Origin of the sequence: Peribacillus sp. NJ4 (assembly GCF_030348345.1) — a bacterium.
Taxonomy (GTDB): domain Bacteria; phylum Bacillota; class Bacilli; order Bacillales; family DSM-1321; genus Peribacillus.
Genome location: NZ_JAUCFQ010000001.1, coordinates 410,585 through 433,812, shown reverse-complemented (window position 1 = coordinate 433,812; position 23,228 = coordinate 410,585). Strand labels below are relative to the sequence as shown.

Genomic DNA, 23,228 nt, shown 5'->3' with positions numbered 1-23,228 from the left:
TAAATTATGCCCATTAAAAAAAGAAGCAAACCCCTTTAAAGGGAAGTTTGCTTCTTTTCAGACCAATCAATATGGATCTGCTTCATGTCCTTTTCTGACTGCATCCTCTGGGTTATCCGTTCCACCCATAGGTTTTGAAGATTCCGTATGTTCAGAAGCCGAGGCTAATCCCTCTTTTAATCTGCGGCCATACTCTTCATCAGCCTCTTCGGCTAGGGCTATCATTTTTTCCTGAATGCGCTTGTCGGCAGGAGCCAATGCCGACACTAAATTGGAGATTAAATCGTCTTTTTCCCAATCTTCGAATTCACGGAATGTTTCACCAGCCTGCTTCGTATTGTTTTGGCGATCGATTGTCTCACGAACAAGCTTCCCTTCTACCAAAGGTGTATGCTCCTTGCCCGTCTGCTTGGCTTCTTTCAAACCGCCTATAGTTGATGGTTCGTAGTTGATGTGGGGGCTTTGGTTACCTCTGCCAACTTCATATTGCATCTGTCCGCCCGTCTGATTCGTGGCTGTTGGCTTCTTTGGAGCATTTATCGGCAATTGCAGATAATTCGCGCCAACACGGTGACGCTGTGTATCGGAATAAGAGAATGTACGTCCCTGTAACATCTTGTCATCAGAGAAGTCCAGTCCATCCACTAGGACACCCGTACCGAATGCAGCCTGTTCCACTTCAGTGAAGTAGTCTTCTGGGTTTCTATCCAATACCATCGTACCGACATGCAGCCATGGGAACTCATCTTTCGGCCAGATCTTTGTGTCATCAAGAGGATCAAAATCCAACTCGGGATGATCATCATCACTCATGATCTGTACGTTGAGATCCCATTCCGGATAGTCCCCGCGTTCGATCGCTTCATATAAATCCTGTGTGGCATGATTGAAATTCGTAGCTTGAATTTCATTAGCCTCTTGCTGCGTCAGGTTCTTGATCCCTTGTTTCGGTTCCCAGTGATATTTGACAAGTACGGCTTTGCCTTCCTCATTCACCCATTTATAAGTATTGACCCCTGACCCTTGCATCATGCGGTAGTTAGCTGGAATGCCCCAAGGGGAAAACACAAAGGTAATCATATGGAATGTTTCCGGTGAACTCGAGCAAAAATCGAAAATCCTTCTGCCGTCCTGAATATTCGTGACCGGATCCGGTTTGAAAGCATGAATTAAATCCGGGAATTTCATGGCATCACGGATAAAGAAAATTTTCAGGTTATTGCCTACAAGATCCCAGTTTCCATCTTCCGTATAAAATTTAACGGCAAATCCCCTGGGGTCACGTAACGTTTCCGGGGACGTCCCTCCATGAATAACAGAAGAAAACCTCACGAATACCGGTGTTTTTTTACCTTCTTCCTGAAAAACCTTCGCTCTCGTATATTTTGAAATCGGCTCATCCCCCGCTTTACCAGTCGGAACAAAATAACCATGTGCACCTGCACCACGGGCATGCACCACCCGTTCAGGAATACGCTCCCTATCGAAGTGGCTGATCTTTTCCAGGAAATCGTAGTTCTCAAGTGTACTAGGACCTCTGTTTCCTACAGTTCTAAGACTCTGGTTATTCGTTACGGGGTGCCCTTGCCTGTTCGTTAATGTTTCTTTCGATTCATCATTTGTTTTTTTTGATTTATCAGACAAAAAAATCCCTCCTATGTTAATTAATTCCACAATACTACTATACTTTCCCCTATCCCCTATATTTCACTCTTCAATCTTCAAATTTTATTGAAATTGAATAAATGAGTGCTTTTCTCCTATATATGAATGATTTCATTTTCACAACACCAACAACATATCTTCATAACATCGAATTAAAAACGGGCTGACTACTCATTAATGTTTCAAGAAACTTCACTATATTTTTTCTAGTAATACTTAAAAGGAGCGAGCTTTATAAAAGAAAGAATAATTACCTTTTAGTAGTAATCCTGATATTTGTGTCCTTCCCGCGATCATCGAATGGCCCGCACCGATTCAACAACGGTTAACATTACAGCAAGCTCCTATGGATTGAAAAGAAATCTTCGTCTGTTCTAAACTCGTAAAATGATAAAAAAGCCTTGAATGGCAATCATCCATTCAAGGCTTTTTAGAGGGAGCATACCCATTTTTGTATAAGTCAACAGCACTTCATTATAATGAAATAAGGATAAAAAATTCAAAAAGCGAGGTGCCTTAATTGGGCGAATCAATAATAGGAAGACTTGGCAGGATGATGACAGGAAAAACCAGTCGTTGGGTTGTCATTGCTTTATGGATAATTACAGCAATTCTCTTAACCTTCACATTGCCTGCCGTAAATGATCGAACAACAAATAATGCCGCTGACTTGCCTGAAGACTCAGCTTCCGTCGTGGCTGATGAACTTATTAAAAAAGAATTCCCGAAATCTTCTGGATTACCTGCCCTGCTTACATGGCATCGGGAAGGTGGACTGACAGAAGCCGACTTGGCTGAAATCCAGTACCTTTCCAAAGAACTGACAGATAACCCACTGTCCCAGCAATCTTTTCTACCACCGCTACATGAAATTCCGTTGCCTGCTCTGCAAGGATCGGTTTCGGAAGATGGAACGACTTTCGTACAGCCGCTTTTCTTTAAAGAAAAGACCGAAACTGCCATTCTGGGGAAAAATCTTGATAGCATTAATGAAACAGTATCCGAACGCATTGGATCGGACCCATTCAAGGTACCAACAGATTCAGGTGAATTATCCCTTCGAGTGACAGGCCCTGTAGGGATATCCGTCGATGCAACGGGATTATTTTCAGGTGCGGATTTCAAATTGCTATTAGCAACCGTAATTCTTGTACTTGTTGTCTTATTACTCATTTACCGCTCCCCGCTTTTAGCCATCATTCCTTTAATCGGAGTAGGCTTCGCCTATATTGTCACAAGCCCGATCCTTGGATTCATGGCAGACCATGGTTGGATTACAGTCGATTCACAGGCCATTTCAATCATGACCGTATTATTATTCGGTGCCGGAACGGATTATTGTCTATTTTTAATTTCTCACTATAGAAGTGAATTAAGGAATCATGAAAGTAAACGGAAAGCCATGATTGCCGCATTTAAAGATTCATCAGGTGCCATTGCAATGAGCGGCCTTACGATTGTCATTTCCCTGCTAACATTGCTTGTAGCCAAATACGGAGCCTATCACCGTTTCGCTGTACCATTCAGCTTGTCCATTTTAATCATGATGCTGGCAGCTTTAACACTTGTACCGGCATTGCTTTCTGTATTCGGGAGGGCTTCCTTCTTCCCAATCGTTCCGCGTACACCAGAAATGGAAGAAGCACGGGCCAAGAAAAAGGGAAAAGAAGTCAAAAAGCATAAAGAATCAGGTCGTATCGGTAATTGGATTGGTAATATCGTCACAACCAAGCCATGGACCGTCATTCTTACATGCCTGATCATCTTCAGTGTTTTAGCTGGATATTCTTCGCAAATAAAATATTCATATGATATTCTCTCTTCTTTCCCTGAAGATATGAACTCACGTGAAGGCTATTCCGTCATTTCCGACTCGTATTCACCAGGCGAACTGGCACCAGCCACAGTGGTTGTCGATACGGATGGTGAAGATATCGATTTAGCGTCAGCATTAAAAGGGATGAATATCGTTGAAAGTGTTGCTGATCCCGTCACAAGTAAATCTAATAAAGATCTGCAGTCCTATGAAGTCACATTCAACATAAACCCATACGATATTGAGGCCATTGATTCAATTCCAGAAATCCGCACCATGGCGGAGAAAGAATTGAAGGCCGCCAATATCACTTCCTTTGATGAAAAGGTTTGGATTGGCGGGCAAACAGCGACACAATTTGATAAAAGGGATACCGTAAAAGCCGATGAATTCAAGATCATCCCGATCATCATCATCCTGATTTCATTGCTCCTTTTAGCCTACTTGCGATCTGTGACAGCCATGGTGTATTTAATGGGAACTGTCATTCTCTCTTTCTTTGCAGCTATGGGCTTAGGTTGGATAATCTTGCACTATTTCATGGGTGTAGATGCCATAGAGGGGACAATTCCCCTTTATTCATTCGTATTCCTGGTTGCACTTGGAGAAGATTATAATATTTTCATGGTTTCAAGCATTTGGCGTAAGAAAAAAACGATGCCAATCAAGCAGGCCATTAGAAAAGGCGTTGCCGAAACTAGCGGTGTCATCACTTCAGCCGGCATAATCTTGGCAGCCACTTTTTCCGTTCTTGCCACACTTCCGATTCAAGTATTGGTTCAATTCGGGCTCATTACTGCTCTAGGTGTGTTAATGGACACATTCATCGTGCGCCCGTTCCTGGTCCCAGCAATCACCTCCCTCCTTGGCCGCCATGCTTTTTGGCCGAGTAAGGTGACTAATCAAAAAGAGAAAGAACATGCCAATTAATAAAGAAAGTTAGCTTTTACCCTTCTTAAAAAGAAAAACCCTGTGCTCCTTAAATGCACAGGGTTTTTACACGTTTTCTAAAATAAGGAAAACTTTCAGTTGACACTTCTACTTTCACCTCTTATAATTATATTAAGTTCAGATATCTCAAATTAAAGATATATATATTCGAGATTAATAATCAGGAGGAATAATCATGACAAATACAAAGTGGACAGTCGACCCGACTCACAGTGCTATTGAATTTTCTGTAAAACATATGATGATCGCCAAAGTAAAAGGAAGTTTTAATAAGTTCGAGGCAAACATTTCAGCAGATCCACTGGACCTAACAACTGCAGATATTGATTTTACCGTAGATGTGGCCAGTATAGACACACGGAATGCAGACCGGGATAACCACTTGCGTTCCGCTGACTTTTTTGATGTAGAAAAAAACCCTACATTAACATTCACATCAACTAAAATCGTGAAAACGAATGAAGATGAATACGATGTAACAGGTAATGTAACTCTTAACGGAATCACACAAGAAGAAACTTTCGCCATCACCTTCGAAGGCCAAGGAAAAGATCCATGGGGAAATGAAAAAGCGGGATTTAGTGGAAAAGGGAAAGTTAAACGCAGTGATTATGGTTTGACCTATAACGCAGCATTAGAAACAGGCGGCGTACTAATCGGCGATCAAATCACTCTTACCATCGAAATCGAAGTTGCTAAAGTAGCTTAATGAATAAGAAAGAAGCAGCCATCTCCAGGATGGCTGCTTTTTTCTTATTCAAAGTATTCATTTTATCGGAATTACGAATTCCTCGTTTTATAAAGTAAGTAAATGAAGTATGGTGCCCCGATACTCGCTGTAAAGACACCAGCCGGTATTTCCAAAGGTGAGAATAAGGTCCGTCCAATCAGATCCGCCACCATAACCAGGATGCCGCCAAGCAAAGCTGAAGTAGGCAACAACACCCCAAAACTCGAACCAACCAGCCTTCTAGCCATATGAGGTGCCATTAGTCCCACAAAGCCAATTCCTCCAGCAAAAGCGGTAGAACCACCAATCAATGCCGTACTGATCATCAATAATGTAAACCGCTGTTTTTGGACATGTCCTCCAAGCCCCGTTGCAAGGTCATCGCCTAACTCCTGTAAATTAATATTCCTGGCATATAGAAAGGCAAGTAAAAGGAATAGAATCGTCCATGGAGCCAGCACCGCGATATTACTCCAGGTGGAGTTAGACACTGACCCCGTGATCCAAAGGTTTGCCTGGCTCGCTTGATAAACTGGGCCAAGAATCATCATCATCGTAGTGAGTGCCTTCATTAAAGCCATCACCCCAATCCCAATCAACACAAGCCTTATCGGGGGAACTCCATTTTTCCAGGCCAAGGAATAAACAAGTAAGGCCACGACTGTCGCCCCAATGAATGCAGCTAACGGCAGCCAATTGATGCTCACTGTTAAAGAATGATTCTTATCGCTAAAAATGGCCAAGAATCCAACGACCGCTACAGTCGCTCCTCCTGTTATCCCTAAGATATCCGGCGAAGCAAGTGGATTTCGAATCATCCCTTGAAGGATTCCTCCAGCTACAGCAAGGCCCATTCCTACCAACAGGGCAACAATTATTCTAGGCAGGCGGAAAGATTGGATAATAAGCCGATCGCTATCCGTCCCCCCTCCAATAAAGACCTGGAGGACACTTAGCGGATTTATATTCATTTCACCCACTCCAGTACTGATAACAAACACTAGTGAAGTGACTAAAAATAATATGGAAATCACGATCATAGCTTTTTTATCCATCAAGAATGATATTTTTTCATTAAACAAACGAAAGCTCTTATATGACTTCATCGACCGCTGAACCCCTTTCTAGCTATATAAATAAAGAATGGGGTCCCGATTATGGCTGTCATGACTCCAACCGGAATTTCTCGAGGCATCAGGATATACCTGGATATGACATCGGCTGCAATCAAAAGCACCGCCCCGAAAAGTCCAGAGAAGGGAATCAACCAGCGATGATCGATGCCTACTATAGAACGGGTAAGATGCGGAACGACGATTCCTATAAAGCCAATCGGACCCGCAACCGCTACTGATCCGCCAGCGAGCAGGATGATTGCCAGCCCCATAACCAGTTTAAGGAATACTATATTCAGTCCAAGACCTTTTGCAACATCTTCACCCATGGACAACACATTCATTTTACCGGACATGATCCAGGCAAGGCCCCAACCTACGACAAGATAAGGCAGGACGGCAACTAAATTGTCTAGACTTCTACCGGAAACGGACCCGGCAAGCCAGAATAGGACTTGCTCTAAAAGAGCCTCATTAGAAACAAGAAGACCTTGTGTAAGTGAAGCTACCATGGCCGTCATGGCTGCACCAGCCAATGTCAGCTTCATCGGTGTCAAGCCCCCACTTCCCATGCTTCCAATCATATATATGCTTATCGCGGCTATGGCCGCCCCTATGAATGACAGCCATGTGAATACTTGAAGATTGCTTATCCCAAAAACGGTGACCCCAGTGACAACCGCCAATCCCGCGCCTGCGTTGACACCGAATATATCTGGAGAAGCGAGTGGATTTTTAGTTAGCGTTTGCATTAACACCCCTGAGATGGCCAAACTTGCACCAATTGCCGATGCGATCAGGGCTCGTGGCAGTCTGACTGATTGAATGACAATGTGTTCATTCGTCCCATTGAAATGGGTAAAAGCATCAATGGCCATTTGCCATGTTGTATTTGTATATCCGTATACTATGCTTGAGCACATTAAAAACAGCAGCAAAATAATGGTAATGAACAGCCCCATCCATTTCTGCCATGAATTTTTTAATAACATATCCAGTTACCTTTCCAATCACGTTTGTATATCTTATTTAATTCAATTGTACTGGCGATAACAGGATTATGTCAACGAATTTGAGAATCATTTTCAATTATATATTGACAGAAAAGTATATTCATTTTATGATGATGCTGTTAAGTGCGAATGATTATCATTTGCCGAAAAATTGGGAGGGATACATAGATGTTTAGATTTAAGTCATTATTAACGATTTTTACAATATTTGCAGTCTTCCTTCTAGCAGCTTGCGGGAATTCGGATGAGAAAGCCGAAGGAAATAAAGCTGAAGGAAATAAAGAGGAAAAAAGCTACACAATTGAGCATGCCATGGGCACTGCCGAGTTGAAAGAAACGCCTAAAAGAGTAGTCGTTCTAACAAATGAAGGTACTGAAGCATTGCTTGCTTTAGGAATTAAACCTGTAGGTGCCGTTCAATCATGGCTTGGTGACCCTTGGTACGACCATATTAAAGATGATATGGATGGAGTCGAAGTTGTTGGTGTAGAACATGAAGTTAACTTAGAGAAAATCGCATCACTGAAGCCTGACTTGATTATTGGAAGCAAGATTCGCCAAGAGGCTGTTTATGATAAATTAAATGCAATCGCCCCTACCGTATTATCTGAAACGCTAAGAGGAGATTGGAAAGAAAACTTTAAACTATATTCAAAAGCCTTGAACCTTGAAGAAAAAGGAAACGACGTAATTGCAGAATTCGATAAACACACAGAAGATCTTAAAGCTAAATTGGGTGATAAGGTAAATCAAGAAGTTTCCGTTGTTCGTTTCATGGCTGGAACTACTCGTATTTATTACACAGACTCATTCTCTGGCGTAATTTTCGATCAATTAGGATTTAAACGTGCAGAACAACAAAAGGAATTGTTCACTGCAGATAATAAATTAGGTAACCTTGCCATCGAGGTAGGAAAAGAAGTCATCCCTAAAATGGATGGAGATCTTCTCTTTTACTTCACCTACGCTCCTGAAGGCGACAAACAAGCTCTAAGCACAGCAAAAGAATGGACAAATGATCCACTTTGGAAAAACCTTGATGCAGTCAAAAATGGAAATGCTCATGAAGTTAGCGACGCAACATGGAATACAGCTGGCGGAGTATTAGCAGCTAATAAAATGCTGGAAGATATAGAAAAGATCATGCTTGAAAAGTAATATTTTGAAAAAGGCCTTTCTCGATATATTCGAGAAAGGCCTTTTCATTTTTTCAAATTCATTTCAATTGAGGTTTTGTCTTCATCGAAATAAAAGTATTATTGAAATTATTATTAGCCTACATGAAATCGTCTCGGCAACTATTTTCTTCTATATCGATCACATCAAGAATAATAGGTCCGAAAAATTTTTTTAGCATGGAATTACGACGCTATTCCAAGTGATTATGAAAAATCACAATTACCCTGCTTGTCCACTTTCTTTCAATTGATCGTCAACAAACAGTATGCCTAATTCGTAATGCTCGCCGTCCAATTTGTATATGCCAATGATTTTGAGAATCATTTTCAATTATATATTGACATAAAAGTATATTCATTTTATGATGATGCTGGTAAGTGCGAATGATTATCATTTGCTCTAAATTAGGAGGAATACATAAGATGTTTAAGATTAGATCACTTTTTACTATTATTTCTTTATTTGCAGCCTTCCTACTAGCAGCTTGCGGAAGTTCGAATGATCAAGCAGAGGGAAACAAGGTTGATGACAAAAAAGAAGATACAAGCTATACAATTGAGCATGCAATGGGAACCACAAAATTAGAAAAACAGCCTGAAAGAGTCGTCGTTCTTACAAATGAAGGTACAGAAGCATTACTAGCTTTAGGAGTAAAACCAGTTGGAGCTGCTCAATCTTGGACTGGAGATCCTTGGTACGATCATATTAAAGAGGATATGGATGGCGTTGAAGTTGTTGGCGTTGAGCATGAGGTAAACTTAGAGAAAATTGCAGCATTAAAACCTGATTTAATTATCGGTACTAAAATTCGCCAGGAAGCCGTATATGACAAATTAAGTGCCATTGCTCCTACTGTTTTTTCAGAAACACTTAATGCAGATTGGAAAGGAAACTTTAAATTATATGCAAAAGCATTAAACCTTGAAGAAAAAGGTAACGATGTAATTGCTGAATTCGATGCCCACACAGAAGATGTAAAAACTAAACTGGGCGATAAGGTAAATCAAGAAGTTTCTGTAGTTCGTTTTATGGCTGGAACAACACGTATTTATTACACAGATACATTCTCTGGAGCAATTTTGGATCAATTAGGATTTAAACGTGCAGAGCAGCAGAAAGAACTATTTACTGCAGATAATAAACTTGGAAACTTTGCTATTGAGGTAGGAAAAGAAGTTATACCTAAAATGGATGGAGATATTATTTTCTACTTCACATACGCACCTAAAGGTGACAAACAAGCCCTAAGTACAGCAAAAGAAATGACAAATGATCCTCTTTGGAAAAACCTAGATGCAGTGAAAAAAGGAAATGCATATGAGGTTAATGACGCATTTTGGAATACGGCTGGCGGTGTTATTGCAGCTAACAAAATGCTAGATGATATAGAAAAAATAATGCTTGAAAAGTAATATTCATAATAGAAACGGCCTTTCTCGATATATAAATCGAGAAAGTCCGTTTCTTTTTTTCAAATTCATTTCAATGAGGTTTTGTCTCTTCGTCGAAATAAAAGTATCTTTAAATATTATTAGTCTGGAATTAAGACGCTATTCCAAGTGATTATGAAAAATCACAATTACCCTGCTTGTCCACTTTCTTTCAATTGATCGTCTACGAACAAGATGCCCAATTCGTAATGCTCCCCGTCAAAAAGAGCTCTTTGCACAAAACGTATCTGTTCATTATTATCGATGACCTCAAGCTTGCAATGCGCCCGGTTTATTTGGAGAGCCCTGTATAACTCTTCTTCTTCCCTGACGACGACACCATTTATTTTCGAAATGACCTCGCCTTTAAGCAACCCCATTTTATCCGCCGGAGATTGAGGGATAACGCCTAAGATCTGGACACCAAGCTTACTTTTCGAAAAATAAAAAGGAAGCTTTTCATCCAATGCCTTTTGGGAATAATGAAGGAATTCACGGCCCAAGATTGCTAAAACGGCCGTTATGATTGCCAATGGGGGGTACCAGTAACCACCCACTGCCAAGGCCGTAATCACAAATCCCAATGCCCCTACCTTTTTGCCTTGCGCCCTTATGGCCTGTTCCGGGAGCGTCCCATGAACTTTTTGCTTGAAACCGATTAAAATGGGAAGTAAGATTGGCGACAGGTATGTGTCCCCGATCGAAAAAACCGGATACCATTCGAAGGGAACTGGAAGTTGTCCTCCCGGAATCATGACGAACATTGGAATTAGCCAGATACGTTGTGAAACATACACACCAATCGGCTGCCCCCTCTTGGATACCTCCAACTGAGGGGAGACCTTTTTGCTTCCATTGCCAACAATCAAAAACCCTTCAGCAATCAGTAATAACCCTATTAAAATAACAAGTGTCGGATACACGGACCGATCAAGCTGATTAAAAACATCCTGAAATACCGTCAGCTTGATATCTCTATCATATAGAAAAAAAAGGATGAAGAAGGTGAGTCCCACTGTATAAACGGGGGAAACAAACCGCTTTTTCATGGATAGCATGGACAAGATCGTAACCCCAGCCATGATGAACAGTGCCGCCAAAGGAATGGTGAATCCCGAAGCCAACGTGAGGACAGAAAAGATCAATCCCCATATCAATCCTTGAGGTAACATGGAACGTAGCTCCATGGAAACTCTGTAGATCTTCGTATTAAAATCATGTCGTTCCCGTTTAACTCGAAGATAGCCGATGAATAAACAATAGGCAATCGAAACATAAAGCAAAGGATGAAGGAAGAGTTTTCCTAATCCCATTAAGCATGCTATCAGCCAATCCGTTGTCAATTTCTTTCCACCATCCTCTAAAAGTAATCGATATTTTGTCAAATTTCGTTCTGGTCAGTTACCTCCTATTCTATCAAAAATGTAACCTCCATGCCTATTAAGATGCAGAAAAAATAGCTTTACCTTATGTTTTCCCTATACTGCCTTCATGTTTGCAGACAGGCGTTGATCCAACGCAAAAAAGGCACCGCTCCAAGGGAACGGCGCAATACAGTTATTTAACTAAATAATTCAAAGCCGTCCGCAACTGAATATCATTATCTTCATCCTGGATCTTGTCCAGAATGGCGGATTCCAGATGTGCTGCGGTTTTTGCGTCCAGCTTACCTGTCACTTTCAGGCCAAATTGTTTTTGGAATGCTTTTACGGCGATTTCTGTACTCCAATCATAATATCCATCCTCACGACCAGGTTCAAATCCAAGTCCTTTCAGAATGCTTTGGGCATACTGGATTTGTTCATCATTCATATCCCGCTGCAAGACATTCTCAACAGCGAGCTGATGGGCATCAAAGTAATCGGGCTGTTTTACTTTGATGGTCGGTTCGATCCCTTTTTTATGGATCCAGTTCCCTGAAGGCGTCAGCCACTTATATAACGTAAGTTTAATCTTACTGCCATCACCCATTGGTACTGCTTGCTGTACTGTGCCTTTCCCGAAGGTCTTCTCGCCGACCAATGGATAGCCCCCCGCCTCTTGCATCGCGCCAGCCAGGATTTCGGAGGCCGAAGCGCTGCCTTTATCCGTCAAGACGGCAATTGGATAACTTTTCGCTTTCTTAAGACTTGTAAAAAACGATTGTGTTTCTCCCGTTCTTTCTGCTATTTGCAAATAGGGCTTTTCTTTTGTGATAAACTCGCCAAGAATCGTTTCCACACTAGAAAGAAGGCCACCTGGGTTGCCGCGTACATCTATGACCAAGCCTCCGATCCCCCTCTTTTCCAGCTCCTTCATCTGCTTTTTGAAATCATTCGCAGTATTTTCCGAGAAAGTAGTCAGCTCGATGTAACCGATTTGTTCCCCGGCGACTTCCTTAATTGATGAAAATACGGTATCCAATGGAATTTCGGCACGCACCATATTGAATTCAAGTGGGTTGGAAACCCCCGCCCGCTTGATTTCCATTTTGACGGGTGACCCTTTTTCACCACGGATTTTCAGGCGTGTTTCATACAGATCCAAACCTTCTACACTTTCACCATTCACCTTAAGGATTTGATCTTTCGGCTTTAATCCAGCTTTCTCAGCAGGAGAATCTTTGTAAGGAGATACGATTATGACCTTACCATCTTCCATACCAATTTCAGTACCTATCCCTTCAAAAGAGGAGTCCAAGGTTTCATTGAATTGCTTAGCGGTCTCCTTGTCCATATATACGGAATAAGGATCTTTCAACGCTGACAGCATGCCCTGGATGGCACCCTCCACCAGGTTGGAGCCGTCCACCTGTTCTACATACTGACTTACGATCAAACCGTAAGCTTGTTCCACTTTTGCCCATTCCTTATCCTTCAATATTGTTTGGCTTTCATACTTTGCTTCATTCTTATCCGGGAGGCTTGTCCAATATATGCCCCCCACTGCTCCAATGGCTAGTGACATGATGATTGCTAGAGGAAGTACCCATTTTTTGACCATATTTATCCCCATTTCTGACCTGATATGTATTTCACTATATGAGGGGATTGGAAAGAATATGCTTGAAGAAAATGGCGACACCACACAAAAAAACAGACCAGGAATTTTCCTGGTCTGTTTTTTTGTTGATATATTGGGGTATTAATTAGGTATATAGTTTAATGGATTAACAGCATTTGACTTGCTATAATTCCATGCACCTTTATGTAGTTCAAAGTGTAAATGCTGACCGTATGAATGTCCTGTGTTACCCATGATGCCAATTTGTTGACCTTTGGCAACAACAGAACCTTCGCCTGCTTGTCTAGAACTTAAATGTGCATACACAGTAGTCCATTGCTGACCGCCGATTGAATGGGTAACAAAGATGACGTTACCGTATGTACTTGAGAAGTAAGAACGGCTTACGACTCCGTCGGCTGCAGCTACAACAGGAACCGTTCCACTTGCAGCAATATCGATGCCGGCATGCTGTTTATTCCAACGTTCACCCATTGTTGAAGATACATATCCTGCACTTGGTCTAGTGAAAGTACCTGATGATACAGCTGGCGCTTGACTTACATTAGACGAAACATGTGAAGATGATGGTGCTGATGATGAACTGTTGCTTTTTGCACTAGATCCTGAAGAAGTGGATTGTTTTTTTGTTTCGGAAGCATGTGAAGCTGCTTGTGCTGCAGCTTGTGCCGCTTCTTGCTCTGCACGTTTTTTCGCTTCGGCTGCCGCTTTTTTACGAGCTGCTTCCAATTCGGCAAGACGCTGATGCTCTAAGTTGATGGCTGATTTGATAGCTTTTTCTTGAGCAGCAAGATTCGCTTTTTCTTCCTCTAGGCCCATCTTCTCATGTTCATGCTTTTCAGTTTGTTGCTTTAATTTCTTAACCAATGCATCCTTTTCTTGCTTCTGCTGTTTTTGTTGCTTTTGAATTTCCAAAAGTTCAGCTTTTGCCACTTCTAAACTGGCAAGCTTCGCTTCAACGGCATTTTGTTTTTCTTCCAGTTCCTTTTTATCCAGCTCATGCTGCTTTAAAATATCTCGGTCGGCTTCTGCAATTGTCGCTACAGCTCCAACACGGTCAACTAAATCTCCAAAACTGGATGATCCGAATAATACTTCAAGGTAGTTCACGTCCCCACCAGTCTCCTGGAAAGAAAGTGCCCTTTCCTTCAATACTTCATTACGTTTGGCGATCCGCTCTTTTAATACTTTAATCTCTTCTTTCAATGCCTCGATTTCTTTTTTCGTTTGTGTAATTTCAGCATTTTTAGCATCGATTTTTTTTGTTGACTCTGCAATTTTCGCTTCAATGGCCTCTATTTGTTCTTCTGCTGTCATTTGCTTATCCTGCAGGTTATCGATTTTCTTCTCCGTGTCTGAAATATTCGATTCAACACCAGAACGTTTTTCCTGAATGGATTCTTTCTGTTTTTCTAAATCCGAAATCGACTCTGCATAAACCGATGGTGCCGCTAAAATGCTTCCCAACCCAATCATGATGGAGGCATTCATAGCAATGATATTTTTTTTCAACGTTTCATTTCCCCTTTCAATCCCGTTACATCCAGTGCCTTGTAACGTCTCTCTATTTGTATCCGGCTTCTTTTGGCATTCAAGTGTAAAGTTACATTTTTATACTTTCAAGAACTTCCTGACGGACATCAAGCTACCCCATATCCCGATAACGGCGCCAATTACAATGAGGATGGCCGAAACTTGATAAATAAACGGATTCGCAGGCAGAAAATCTATGAATTTGAACGTAATCTGTGGTGCTGCATATTTATAAAGATTGTAGTAGAGTACAGCTATCAGACCTATGGGAACGATGGAACCGAGGATTCCCAACCAGAGTCCCTCCAAGAAGAATGGCCAACGGATGAATGTATTCGTTGCTCCTACCAATCTCATGATCTCAATTTCTTTTCTTCTGGCTACAATGGTAATTTTAATCGTATTAGAAATCAGGAACATTGCAGTAAATAGTAAACCAACAATAAGAACGATTCCTATGTTTCTCGCAATATTCACGAAGCTGAACAGTTTCTCGACGTAGCCTTGTCCATATTTAACACTTTGGATATACTCAAAGCCTTCGATTTCCTTTGCCACCTTGATGACATCTTGCGGTGATTTCGTTTTGATGATATAAACGTCCCTTAATGGGTTGTCCTGTTCAAATGGTTTAAAAGCATCACCATTATCGCCTAAATCATCTATTAAATTCGTAAGCTCTTCATCTTTTGGAGAGAAGACCACTGATTCAATGCCGTTCATCTCCGTAATTTGCTTACCGATAGCTTTTATATCGTCATCATTCGCTGCATTATCAATATGTGCACGAACTTCGACATCTTTCTCCACATTTCCCGCGATATGATTTAAATTCATCATGAGCACTAAAAAGACGCCAACCAATGTTAGAGTGACCGTTACTGCACTGACTGAAGCAAACGTCATCCATCCATTACGGCCAATATTTTTAAAACTTTCACGGAAGTGACGGAGCAATGTTCTAAATTTCATATCCGTAATCACCTCTATGTTCATCGCGAACTATTTTTCCACTTTCAATGGCAATGACACGTCGTTTGATATTGTTGACGATGTCCCTATTATGAGTGGCCATGACAAGTGTAGTTCCGCGTTTATTAATTTCTTCAAATATGTTCATGATTTCCCATGATGTTTCAGGATCAAGATTCCCTGTAGGCTCGTCGGCAATGACCACCTTTGGATCATTTACGATCGAACGGGCTATCGCAACCCTTTGCTGTTCCCCACCAGATAATTCGGAAGGCAGCATTCTAGCTTTATGTTTAATGCCAACCAGATCAAGAACTTCCATGACTCTCTTTTTGATTTCTTCTGGTTCCTTTTCGATAACTTCCATGGCAAATGCTACATTTTCATAAGCAGTGAATGTTTGAAGGAGTTTAAAATCTTGGAATACCATACCGATATTACGGCGGAATAGAGGAACTTTCGAATTGCGGATACTTGGAAGGCTAAGGCCATTGACCAAAATATTACCGCTTGTAGGCTTTTCTTCCCTATACATCATTTTGATGAAAGTGGATTTTCCGGCACCACTGGGACCCACTACATAAACGAACTCGCCTGGCTTTATTTTCACATTGATTCCATTAATGGCAATTACGCCATTTGGATATGTCTTTTTCACATCTATCATTTCTATCATTCTAAAACCACCTAATTTGCTTGTATTATCATTATGTACTACAGCTTTTTCGACAATTTTCAATTAAATCTGACAGGAATCTTTCTTACTTGAGCACAGAAACATTATAACATCATATTTTGTCAAATTAAGCTTAAAAAATATTACAGTTTCATTTCAGTTAGACATATATCAACATCATATGTAATATTTCAAGGGTTTAATTGCTTGGTAAGGGATTGACTGTGAGTTGTTTCGAGGTTTTTAAGGAGGCTAAAAAAACGTCCTGCTGATAACAGAACGTTTCGTTAATATTACTTATGTCCAGCAAGCCATTCTGCGACCATGCTCGCTTCCTTGCCCTGGAGTATACCTGGTGGCATACCACCTTGGCCATTCTCGATGACTTTTTCGATGTCTGCTTTTGATAGCTTCGAACCGACCTTCGTTAAATTCGGTCCTACGCCGCCTTCAAGATTCACTGCATGACAACTTGAACATTTGTTTTCGTAAATTTTCGCGGCATCACCAGCACCTGCCGTTGTCGTTTCATTATTTTCACTTGCAGGCTCTTTATCTGCAGCATCATCGTTCCCACCGCATGCAGCCAATGCCAAAGAAGTACCCAAAACTAAGACTAACCATTTCATTTTCATTGAATTTACCCCCTCTGATTTATACCAGCACAAGAACATTATACCAATTTCAATCCAGTTTAAAACCCTCTCCAAGTACCTCAGATGCGTCCATTACAATTACAAACGCTTTAGGGTCAACGAGTTTCACCAATTGTTTCAATTTGGTGAATTCCGACTGATCTATCACGCACATTAATATAGGACGAGTATCATCCGTATAGCCGCCATACCCGGATATCCCTGTTACACCCCGGTCCAGCTCATGTATAATAGCATCCCTTACTTCCATTTCTTTATTCGTGATGATCAGTGACATCTTTGAACGGTTCAACCCAACCTGGACGAGGTCTATCGTCTTACTTGTCACATATAAACCTATTAATGCATAAAGCCCTTTTTCAATATCAAAAACAATGGCAGCACTTAAAACGATGATTCCATCAATGACAGCCACACAGGTCCCTAATGACAGGTGGGTATACTTATGGAAAATCTGTGCCGCTAAATCGGTCCCCCCTGTAGAACCCTTCCCGCGAAAGACAATCCCCAGCCCAAGTCCGACCATAATCCCTCCACAAATCGAACCAAGCAATGCATCATTCGTCCATGCACCCCAATCCTTTGTCAGAAATACCACTAAAGGCAAGAACAAGGTTCCAATCAGGCTTTTGGCTCCGAAATGTCTTCCCAGGATGATAAGCCCCGCAATGAACAAAGGGATATTAAACCCCCACAGTACATACGCCGGCTCCCAACCGAGAGTTGAATCCAGAATCGTGCTAATCCCGCTGACCCCGCCAGATGCAATCTGGTTAGGCAACAGGAATACATTAAAACCAATGGCAATTATGGCCGAACCGACAATCACCAATCCATACTCCATTAACTTTTGCAGAAAAGGGTGCTTCGGCTCCCGGTATCTTTTCCTCATTCCATATTGTCTCCTCAAACCATCGTTATTATCTAGTATTGGCCGAACGAAGCATAGCATCCCTTTTCATATCCTGTAAATGTCAGCCAGAAGACATCATTCAGGGAGCCCCATGCATAAGAAATCACAAAAAAAGCCGGACCGGGAATCCAGTCCGACTTGCACATCTTATAATTTTGAACGTAAATACGCATCAATGAACATATCGATATCTCCATCCATGACAGCTCCCAAGTTTCCGGTCTCCGCACTAGTACGGTGATCTTTAACCATGGAATACGGGTGGAAAACGTAAGAACGAATTTGACTTCCCCAGCCAATTTCCTTTTGCTCACCACGGATTTCATCCAAATCCGCTTGTTGCTGTTCAATTTCACGTTGATACAATTTGGCTTTCAGCATATTCATCGCTTGGGCCTTGTTTTTGATTTGAGATCTCTCGTTTTGGCACGTTACCACGGTATTTGTAGGTAAATGTGTGATCCGGACTGCCGAGTCAGTTGTATTGATATGCTGTCCACCTGCACCACTTGCACGGTACGTATCGATTTTCAAATCTTCCGTGCGTATTTCAATATTGATCGTCTCATCGAATTCCGGCATGACTTCACATGAAACGAATGAAGTATGGCGTCGTCCTGAGGAATCGAAAGGAGAAATGCGGACAAGACGGTGCACTCCTTTTTCCGCTTTCAAATAACCATAGGCGTTATGGCCTTTGAAAAGTAAAGTGACACTCTTGATTCCAGCTTCATCACCTGGAAGGTAATCAAGGGTTTCCACTTTAAAGCCTCTTTTTTCACCCCATCTTGTATACATACGAAGCAGCATGGAACCCCAATCCTGGGACTCCGTTCCACCTGCACCTGGATGCAGTTCAAGAATGGCATTTTTCGAGTCATATTCTTCACTTAGTAAAAGTTGAAGTTCAAAGTCATTCATCTTTTGTGAAAGGATCGTGATTTCTTCTTCCAGCTCTGCCAAAAGTTCTTCATCATTCTCCTCTTTCACTAGTTCATATGTCAAATCCAGATTTTCATATGATTCATTCAGATCGGACAATTGATTGACTTGTTCTTTCAGAGCATTCGTTTCATTGATGACAGTCTGTGCTGTTTGCTGATCATTCCAAAAATCGGGATGTGTCATCTCATTTTCAAGCTCTGCGATTCGTGCCTCTTTTTCATCTAAGTCAAAGAGACCCCCTAAAGTCCGTTAATCGTTGCGCTGTCCGTTCAAGTTCATTTCTTATTTCTGCTAATTCCATTTCTCTTCACCTCATTAGTATGTTAAAAAAAATCCTTGTAGAGGGATTCGCTTCATTACAAATAAACCTCTTCAAACTATATGCAAATATATTGCTTTATGCAAACTAAACATGAAAAGAGGCGGCAAGCCTTACACTTAACCGTCTCATAATCATTATACACCTAATTTCAGCCTAAATTGCCATGGCAATTCTTATATTTTTTACCGCTGCCGCAAGGACATAACGCGTTTCGGCCAACGTCTTCCTTTTTACGGGCAGGGGCTTTTTTCACTTTTCCCCCGTCTTCTTCCTTCGGATTGACCGCTTGTCCTTTTATGACTTCCTTCCGCTCTAGATTGTTGCGGATTTCAGCCTTCATGATGTATTTTGCGACTTCATCTTCCATAGAAGCAATCATGGCTTCAAACATCGCAAAACCTTCTGATTGATATTCACGAAGTGGATCGATTTGGCCATAAGCACGAAGGTGGATCCCTTGACGCAATTGCTCCATTGCATCAATATGGTCCATCCACTTACTATCGACTGCACGAAGAACGATTACTTTTTCGAATTCACGCATTTGTTCTTCAGATAGCTCTTCTTCTTTTTGGTCATAGTTTTCTTTCACTTTCGCTAAAATGAATTCAACCAATTCCGCTTCATTTTTTCCTTCTAGATCATCTACAGTGATGGAACCTTCATTGATTAGGTTACCATTCAGGTAATCGACAAGGCCTTGTAAATTCCAGCCTTCCTCATCGCCCATTGGTGCAAACGCGACAACATTGCGCTGGATGGATGCCGTAATCATCGTTTCGACGATTTCACGTAAGTTCTCACTTTCCATTACATCGAAACGCTGCTTATAAATGATTTCCCGTTGTTGACGGAGAACATCATCATATTGCAGTAATTGCTTACGTGAATCGAAGTTATTGCCCTCGACCCGTTTCTGTGCGGATTCAACGGCCCTCGTCACCATTTTACTTTGAATTGGCTGGGAATCATCCATTCCAAGGCGTGCCATCATGCTTTTCATGTTATCGGAACCGAAGCGGCGCATCAATTCATCTTCCATTGATAAATAGAATTGAGTGACCCCTGGGTCCCCTTGACGGCCGGACCGACCACGCAACTGGTTATCTATACGCCTGCTTTCATGACGTTCCGTACCGATTACAGCAAGGCCACCGAGCTCCTTGACACCTTCACCAAGCTTGATATCCGTACCGCGTCCTGCCATGTTCGTAGCGATCGTGACTGAGCCTTGATTACCTGCATTCGCAATGATTTCCGCTTCACGTTCATGGTTCTTTGCATTCAAAACATCGTGAGGAATTCCTTTTTTGGATAAATAGGCAGAAATGACTTCAGATGTTTCGATGGCAACCGTACCGACAAGCACTGGCTGACCCTTTGTATAACGTTCGGCGATGTCTTCCACAACAGCCTTGAATTTCCCATCTGTTGACGCGTATATAAGATCTGCCCGGTCATCCCTGACGATATTCCTGTTTGTCGGGATCGCAATGACATTCATATTATAGATATTGCGGAATTCCTCTTCTTCCGTTTTGGCTGTACCAGTCATACCGGAAAGCTTTTCGTACATCCTGAAATAGTTCTGGAATGTAATCGTCGCAAGAGTCATGCTTTCATTTTGAATCTCAAGGCCTTCTTTCGCTTCGATCGCCTGGTGGAGACCTTCACTATAACGGCGGCCCTTCATCAAACGGCCAGTGAATTGGTCAACGATGACAATCTCGCCATCCTGGACTACATAATCCACATCCAAATGCATGGAAACATGCGCCTTCAACGCCTGATTGATATGATGATTCAATGTAACGTGACTAATATCGAACAAATTATCGATATTAAACGCTTTTTCAGCTCGGTTCATCCCATCTTCGGTCAGCTGTACGCCTTTTGTCTTTTCATCATACGTGTAGTCCGTATCTTTTTGTAACGTTCTCACAAACGCATTGGCTTGGATATAAAGCTGGGCCGATTTTTGTGCGGAACCGGAAATGATCAAAGGCGTTCTCGCTTCATCGATCAAAATCGAATCGACTTCATCAATGACAGCAAAGTGCAGTGGACGCTGTACCATTTGCTCTTTATATAACACCATATTGTCACGCAGGTAATCAAAACCTAACTCATTATTCGTGCTATACGTAATGTCGGCATTGTACGCCTCTTGTTTTTCTTCTTTAGAATGACTGTTCAAATTCAATCCGACGGTCAAACCAAGGAAATCATACAATATCCCCATTTCGGTGGCATCACGGTGTGCCAAGTATTCATTGACAGTAACGACATGTACACCTTTACCAGTAAGCGCGTTTAAATAAACCGGCATGGTGGATGTTAATGTTTTACCTTCCCCTGTTTTCATCTCGGAGATATTTCCATCATGAAGGGATGCCCCACCCATGATTTGCACACGGTAAGGATATAACCCTAGAGCACGCTTTGCCCCTTCACGCGCAACCGCAAAAGCCTCAACGAGCAAATCATCCACGGTTTCCCCATTTTGATAACGCTCTTTAAACTCACCAGTTTTGGCACGCAACTGTTCATCCGATAACGCAGCCGTCCCATCGGCCAGCGCTTCGACCTGATCAGCGATTTTTTCCAAACGTTTGATTTCTCGCTTATTCGGATCAAAAACTTTATTTAATATATTAAGCATTCAATAACGCTCCTCTATTATGGTAATGATCGTTCAATGACAAAATTCATATAAATTAAGAAGAAACACACCTTCTATTATGACTAATCCACGCTTAATTTTACCACTTCTATCCTAGAGGTACAACTTCCTGTCACTACCGTTCCTATCGACCCAGATTCAATTCTTGTGAAAAACAATGGATAAATGAGGAGTAAAACTGTTAAAATAGAAGGAAGTATATAAAATATATAGCAGACTCCCCTCTATTCCAAATGCAAAAGAGAATTTCCCATAACCTTCCATCACTAGATGCTGTGTCATCCCTAGCGATAGCATGTCAAGGTAATCCAACCTTACAGGCTTCATGTTTTGAATGATAAGGTGGGCTACTGAAACTTATTAGCAGAAGATAAATAGAACATGTTTCGAGGTGGTATTGATGATTGGTGAACGTGTAAAAAAACTGCGAGAAGAAAAGAAAATGTCGATGACCGAACTCGCCGATAAAGCAGGCGTGGCAAAGTCTTACTTAAGTTCCCTCGAGCGGAACTTACAAACGAATCCTTCCATTCAATTTCTTGAAAAAATCTCCGCCGTACTCAACATTCCTGTCGATGCCCTACTTTACGATGCACCGAATAAGGAAATCTTGGACACTGATTGGATGAAAATCGTTGAAGAGGCTATGAATTCCGGTGTTTCAAAACAACAATTCAGGGAATTCATCGAGTTTAATAAATGGAGAAAAGATAAAGAAGAATAGAAGTGCACTAGTCTACCTACATAATCCTGAAGAATACAGCTTGAATAAGCCAGACTCGCTAGAACGGAAGAATAAACCCTATAAACAGCTAATGGGTTGAACCACTGTTTATAGGGATGTTCTCATCTTTTCGGTACTTATCTTCCATCGTTTTCCTCTAATGTAACCTCAAGGCTTTTCCGGTCAAAAAAAGCTATAATTTCCTCTTTTTTGAAACCCAAGCTCCTTGCTTCTGAAATCAACTTCACCCATTCTGGATCCATTTCCACATTAGCCACCTCTTCTACCTCCTAAAATACTCTTTGTATTTCAGGCAGACCAGCCATCATAGTCTTAAGGACCTTAGACCTGTGCCTTTGCGCCCTCATCTTTCAATAAGTTAGCCTTTGTCGTGGTACTTATTACCAAATACATTACTTATAATCATATTATAACGGATACCCACTCCATATATTGCTATTTTATGTCGGTAATCTACCAAAATGCAAAAACTTTCATCCGACAAAATATTACAATATTACGAAAATTAAAAACCTAATTCATTTTTTATCATATGCAATAGTCAATTTCGCTTTTTTATATAATAGTAAATATTGCTCTTCTTAATCAATCGATGGGGCGTATTAATTCTCTCCATTGTAAGTGCGTCCATGCTTTTTGCACAGTTAAGTCCTTGCCGCAGGTCGGACAAAGCCACTTTCCATATTCCGCACTGCTAAAAGAAGCCCTATGGCATGTATGGCAATTCTTCCGATACAAAAAAATCCAACCCCTCTGCAGCTTTACCCAATTGTTTTTCATAATAAACTAACCATTCTTTTTAAAGAACTAACAAATTTAGTACAGTCCAAAAGATAGAGGCGCTTTAATAGACATAAATAATCATTTTATTTCTTTAAAGA

18 protein-coding genes and 1 riboswitch are annotated in these 23,228 nt (G+C 41.4%); of the genes, 5 read left to right on the top strand and 13 right to left on the bottom strand.

The annotated features are described in order from the left end of the window. Positions 1-66: 66 nt before the first annotated feature. On the bottom strand, positions 67-1,650 hold the full coding sequence (locus QUF94_RS02120; protein ID WP_289318266.1) for a catalase: 1,584 nt from the start codon (positions 1,648-1,650) through the stop codon (positions 67-69). A gap of 535 nt (positions 1,651-2,185) precedes the next feature. Here QUF94_RS02120 and QUF94_RS02115 point away from each other — a divergent pair. Together QUF94_RS02115 and QUF94_RS02110 are read left to right on the top strand one after the other, a co-directional pair. Next, positions 2,186-4,411: an MMPL family transporter gene (locus tag QUF94_RS02115; protein WP_483313627.1), complete on the top strand. Its 2,226-nt coding sequence runs from the start codon at positions 2,186-2,188 to the stop codon at positions 4,409-4,411. Between the two features lie 196 nt (positions 4,412-4,607). Beyond that, positions 4,608-5,141, top strand: a complete 534-nt coding sequence (locus QUF94_RS02110; protein WP_289314405.1) for a YceI family protein — start codon at positions 4,608-4,610, stop codon at positions 5,139-5,141. A gap of 71 nt (positions 5,142-5,212) precedes the next feature. Here the strand turns inward: QUF94_RS02110 and QUF94_RS02105 are convergent, their stop codons facing one another. Together QUF94_RS02105 and QUF94_RS02100 are read right to left on the bottom strand one after the other, a co-directional pair. Further along, positions 5,213-6,268 (bottom strand): FecCD family ABC transporter permease, encoded by a 1,056-nt coding sequence (locus tag QUF94_RS02105; RefSeq protein WP_289314404.1) that lies wholly within the window; start codon positions 6,266-6,268, stop codon positions 5,213-5,215. Continuing rightward, positions 6,265-7,269 carry a FecCD family ABC transporter permease gene (locus tag QUF94_RS02100; protein ID WP_289314403.1) on the bottom strand — a complete coding sequence of 335 codons (1,005 nt, stop codon included), beginning with the start codon at positions 7,267-7,269 and terminating at the stop codon, positions 6,265-6,267. The genes QUF94_RS02105 and QUF94_RS02100 overlap by 4 nt, the downstream gene beginning before the upstream one ends. 189 nt (positions 7,270-7,458) lie before the next feature. On the opposite strand from QUF94_RS02100, the gene QUF94_RS02095 reads away from it, so the two are divergent. Together QUF94_RS02095 and QUF94_RS02090 are read left to right on the top strand one after the other, a co-directional pair. Beyond that, entirely contained in the window at positions 7,459-8,448 is a 990-nt protein-coding gene (locus QUF94_RS02095) for an ABC transporter substrate-binding protein (RefSeq protein ID WP_289314402.1), read from the top strand. A gap of 443 nt (positions 8,449-8,891) precedes the next feature. Beyond that, positions 8,892-9,881: an ABC transporter substrate-binding protein gene (locus tag QUF94_RS02090; protein WP_289314401.1), complete on the top strand. Its 990-nt coding sequence runs from the start codon at positions 8,892-8,894 to the stop codon at positions 9,879-9,881. 167 nt (positions 9,882-10,048) lie between these two features. Here QUF94_RS02090 and QUF94_RS02085 read toward each other — a convergent pair whose 3' ends face one another. The 9 genes from QUF94_RS02085 to secA form a co-directional block, all read right to left on the bottom strand. Then, positions 10,049-11,284 carry a PDZ domain-containing protein gene (locus QUF94_RS02085; RefSeq protein ID WP_289314400.1) on the bottom strand — a complete coding sequence of 412 codons (1,236 nt, stop codon included), beginning with the start codon at positions 11,282-11,284 and terminating at the stop codon, positions 10,049-10,051. Between the two features lie 172 nt (positions 11,285-11,456). Beyond that, entirely contained in the window at positions 11,457-12,881 is a 1,425-nt protein-coding gene (locus tag QUF94_RS02080; protein WP_289314399.1) for a S41 family peptidase, read from the bottom strand. A 141-nt stretch (positions 12,882-13,022) separates the two neighbouring features. Next, positions 13,023-14,414: a murein hydrolase activator EnvC family protein gene (locus QUF94_RS02075; RefSeq protein WP_289314398.1), complete on the bottom strand. Its 1,392-nt coding sequence runs from the start codon at positions 14,412-14,414 to the stop codon at positions 13,023-13,025. Positions 14,415-14,513: 99 nt separating this feature from the next. Further along, a complete protein-coding gene (ftsX, locus tag QUF94_RS02070; RefSeq protein WP_289314397.1) occupies positions 14,514-15,407 on the bottom strand; it encodes a permease-like cell division protein FtsX in 894 nt (297 codons plus the stop codon). Continuing rightward, positions 15,397-16,083, bottom strand: coding sequence for a cell division ATP-binding protein FtsE (ftsE, locus tag QUF94_RS02065; protein ID WP_061141190.1), 687 nt, complete (start codon positions 16,081-16,083; stop codon positions 15,397-15,399). Before ftsE ends, ftsX begins: the two co-directional genes overlap by 11 nt. Before the next feature lie 293 nt (positions 16,084-16,376). Beyond that, on the bottom strand, positions 16,377-16,718 hold the full coding sequence (gene cccB, locus QUF94_RS02060; RefSeq protein WP_289314396.1) for a cytochrome c551: 342 nt from the start codon (positions 16,716-16,718) through the stop codon (positions 16,377-16,379). A 49-nt stretch (positions 16,719-16,767) separates the two neighbouring features. Continuing rightward, complete coding sequence (locus QUF94_RS02055; RefSeq protein ID WP_483313675.1) at positions 16,768-17,583, bottom strand: YitT family protein; 816 nt, start codon at positions 17,581-17,583, stop codon at positions 16,768-16,770. 216 nt (positions 17,584-17,799) lie between these two features. Beyond that, positions 17,800-18,898, bottom strand: a protein-coding gene (gene prfB / locus QUF94_RS02050) for a peptide chain release factor 2 (RefSeq protein WP_289314394.1) whose coding sequence is annotated in 2 segments (ribosomal slippage) — positions 17,800-18,834 and positions 18,836-18,898 — 1,098 coding nt in all. Because the reading frame shifts where the segments join, the coding sequence is not laid out codon by codon here. A gap of 169 nt (positions 18,899-19,067) precedes the next feature. Then, positions 19,068-21,581 carry a preprotein translocase subunit SecA gene (secA, locus tag QUF94_RS02045; protein ID WP_289314393.1) on the bottom strand — a complete coding sequence of 838 codons (2,514 nt, stop codon included), beginning with the start codon at positions 21,579-21,581 and terminating at the stop codon, positions 19,068-19,070. 421 nt (positions 21,582-22,002) lie between these two features. Between secA and QUF94_RS02040 the strand changes: the two genes are divergently transcribed. After that, positions 22,003-22,326: a helix-turn-helix domain-containing protein gene (locus QUF94_RS02040; protein ID WP_289314392.1), complete on the top strand. Its 324-nt coding sequence runs from the start codon at positions 22,003-22,005 to the stop codon at positions 22,324-22,326. A 137-nt stretch (positions 22,327-22,463) separates the two neighbouring features. On the opposite strand, the gene sinI is transcribed toward QUF94_RS02040, so the two are convergent. Then, positions 22,464-22,604 (bottom strand): DNA-binding anti-repressor SinI, encoded by a 141-nt coding sequence (gene sinI / locus QUF94_RS02035; protein WP_289314391.1) that lies wholly within the window; start codon positions 22,602-22,604, stop codon positions 22,464-22,466. Between the two features lie 31 nt (positions 22,605-22,635). Further along, a riboswitch (cyclic di-GMP riboswitch) is annotated at positions 22,636-22,721 on the bottom strand. Positions 22,722-23,228: the final 507 nt, after the last annotated feature.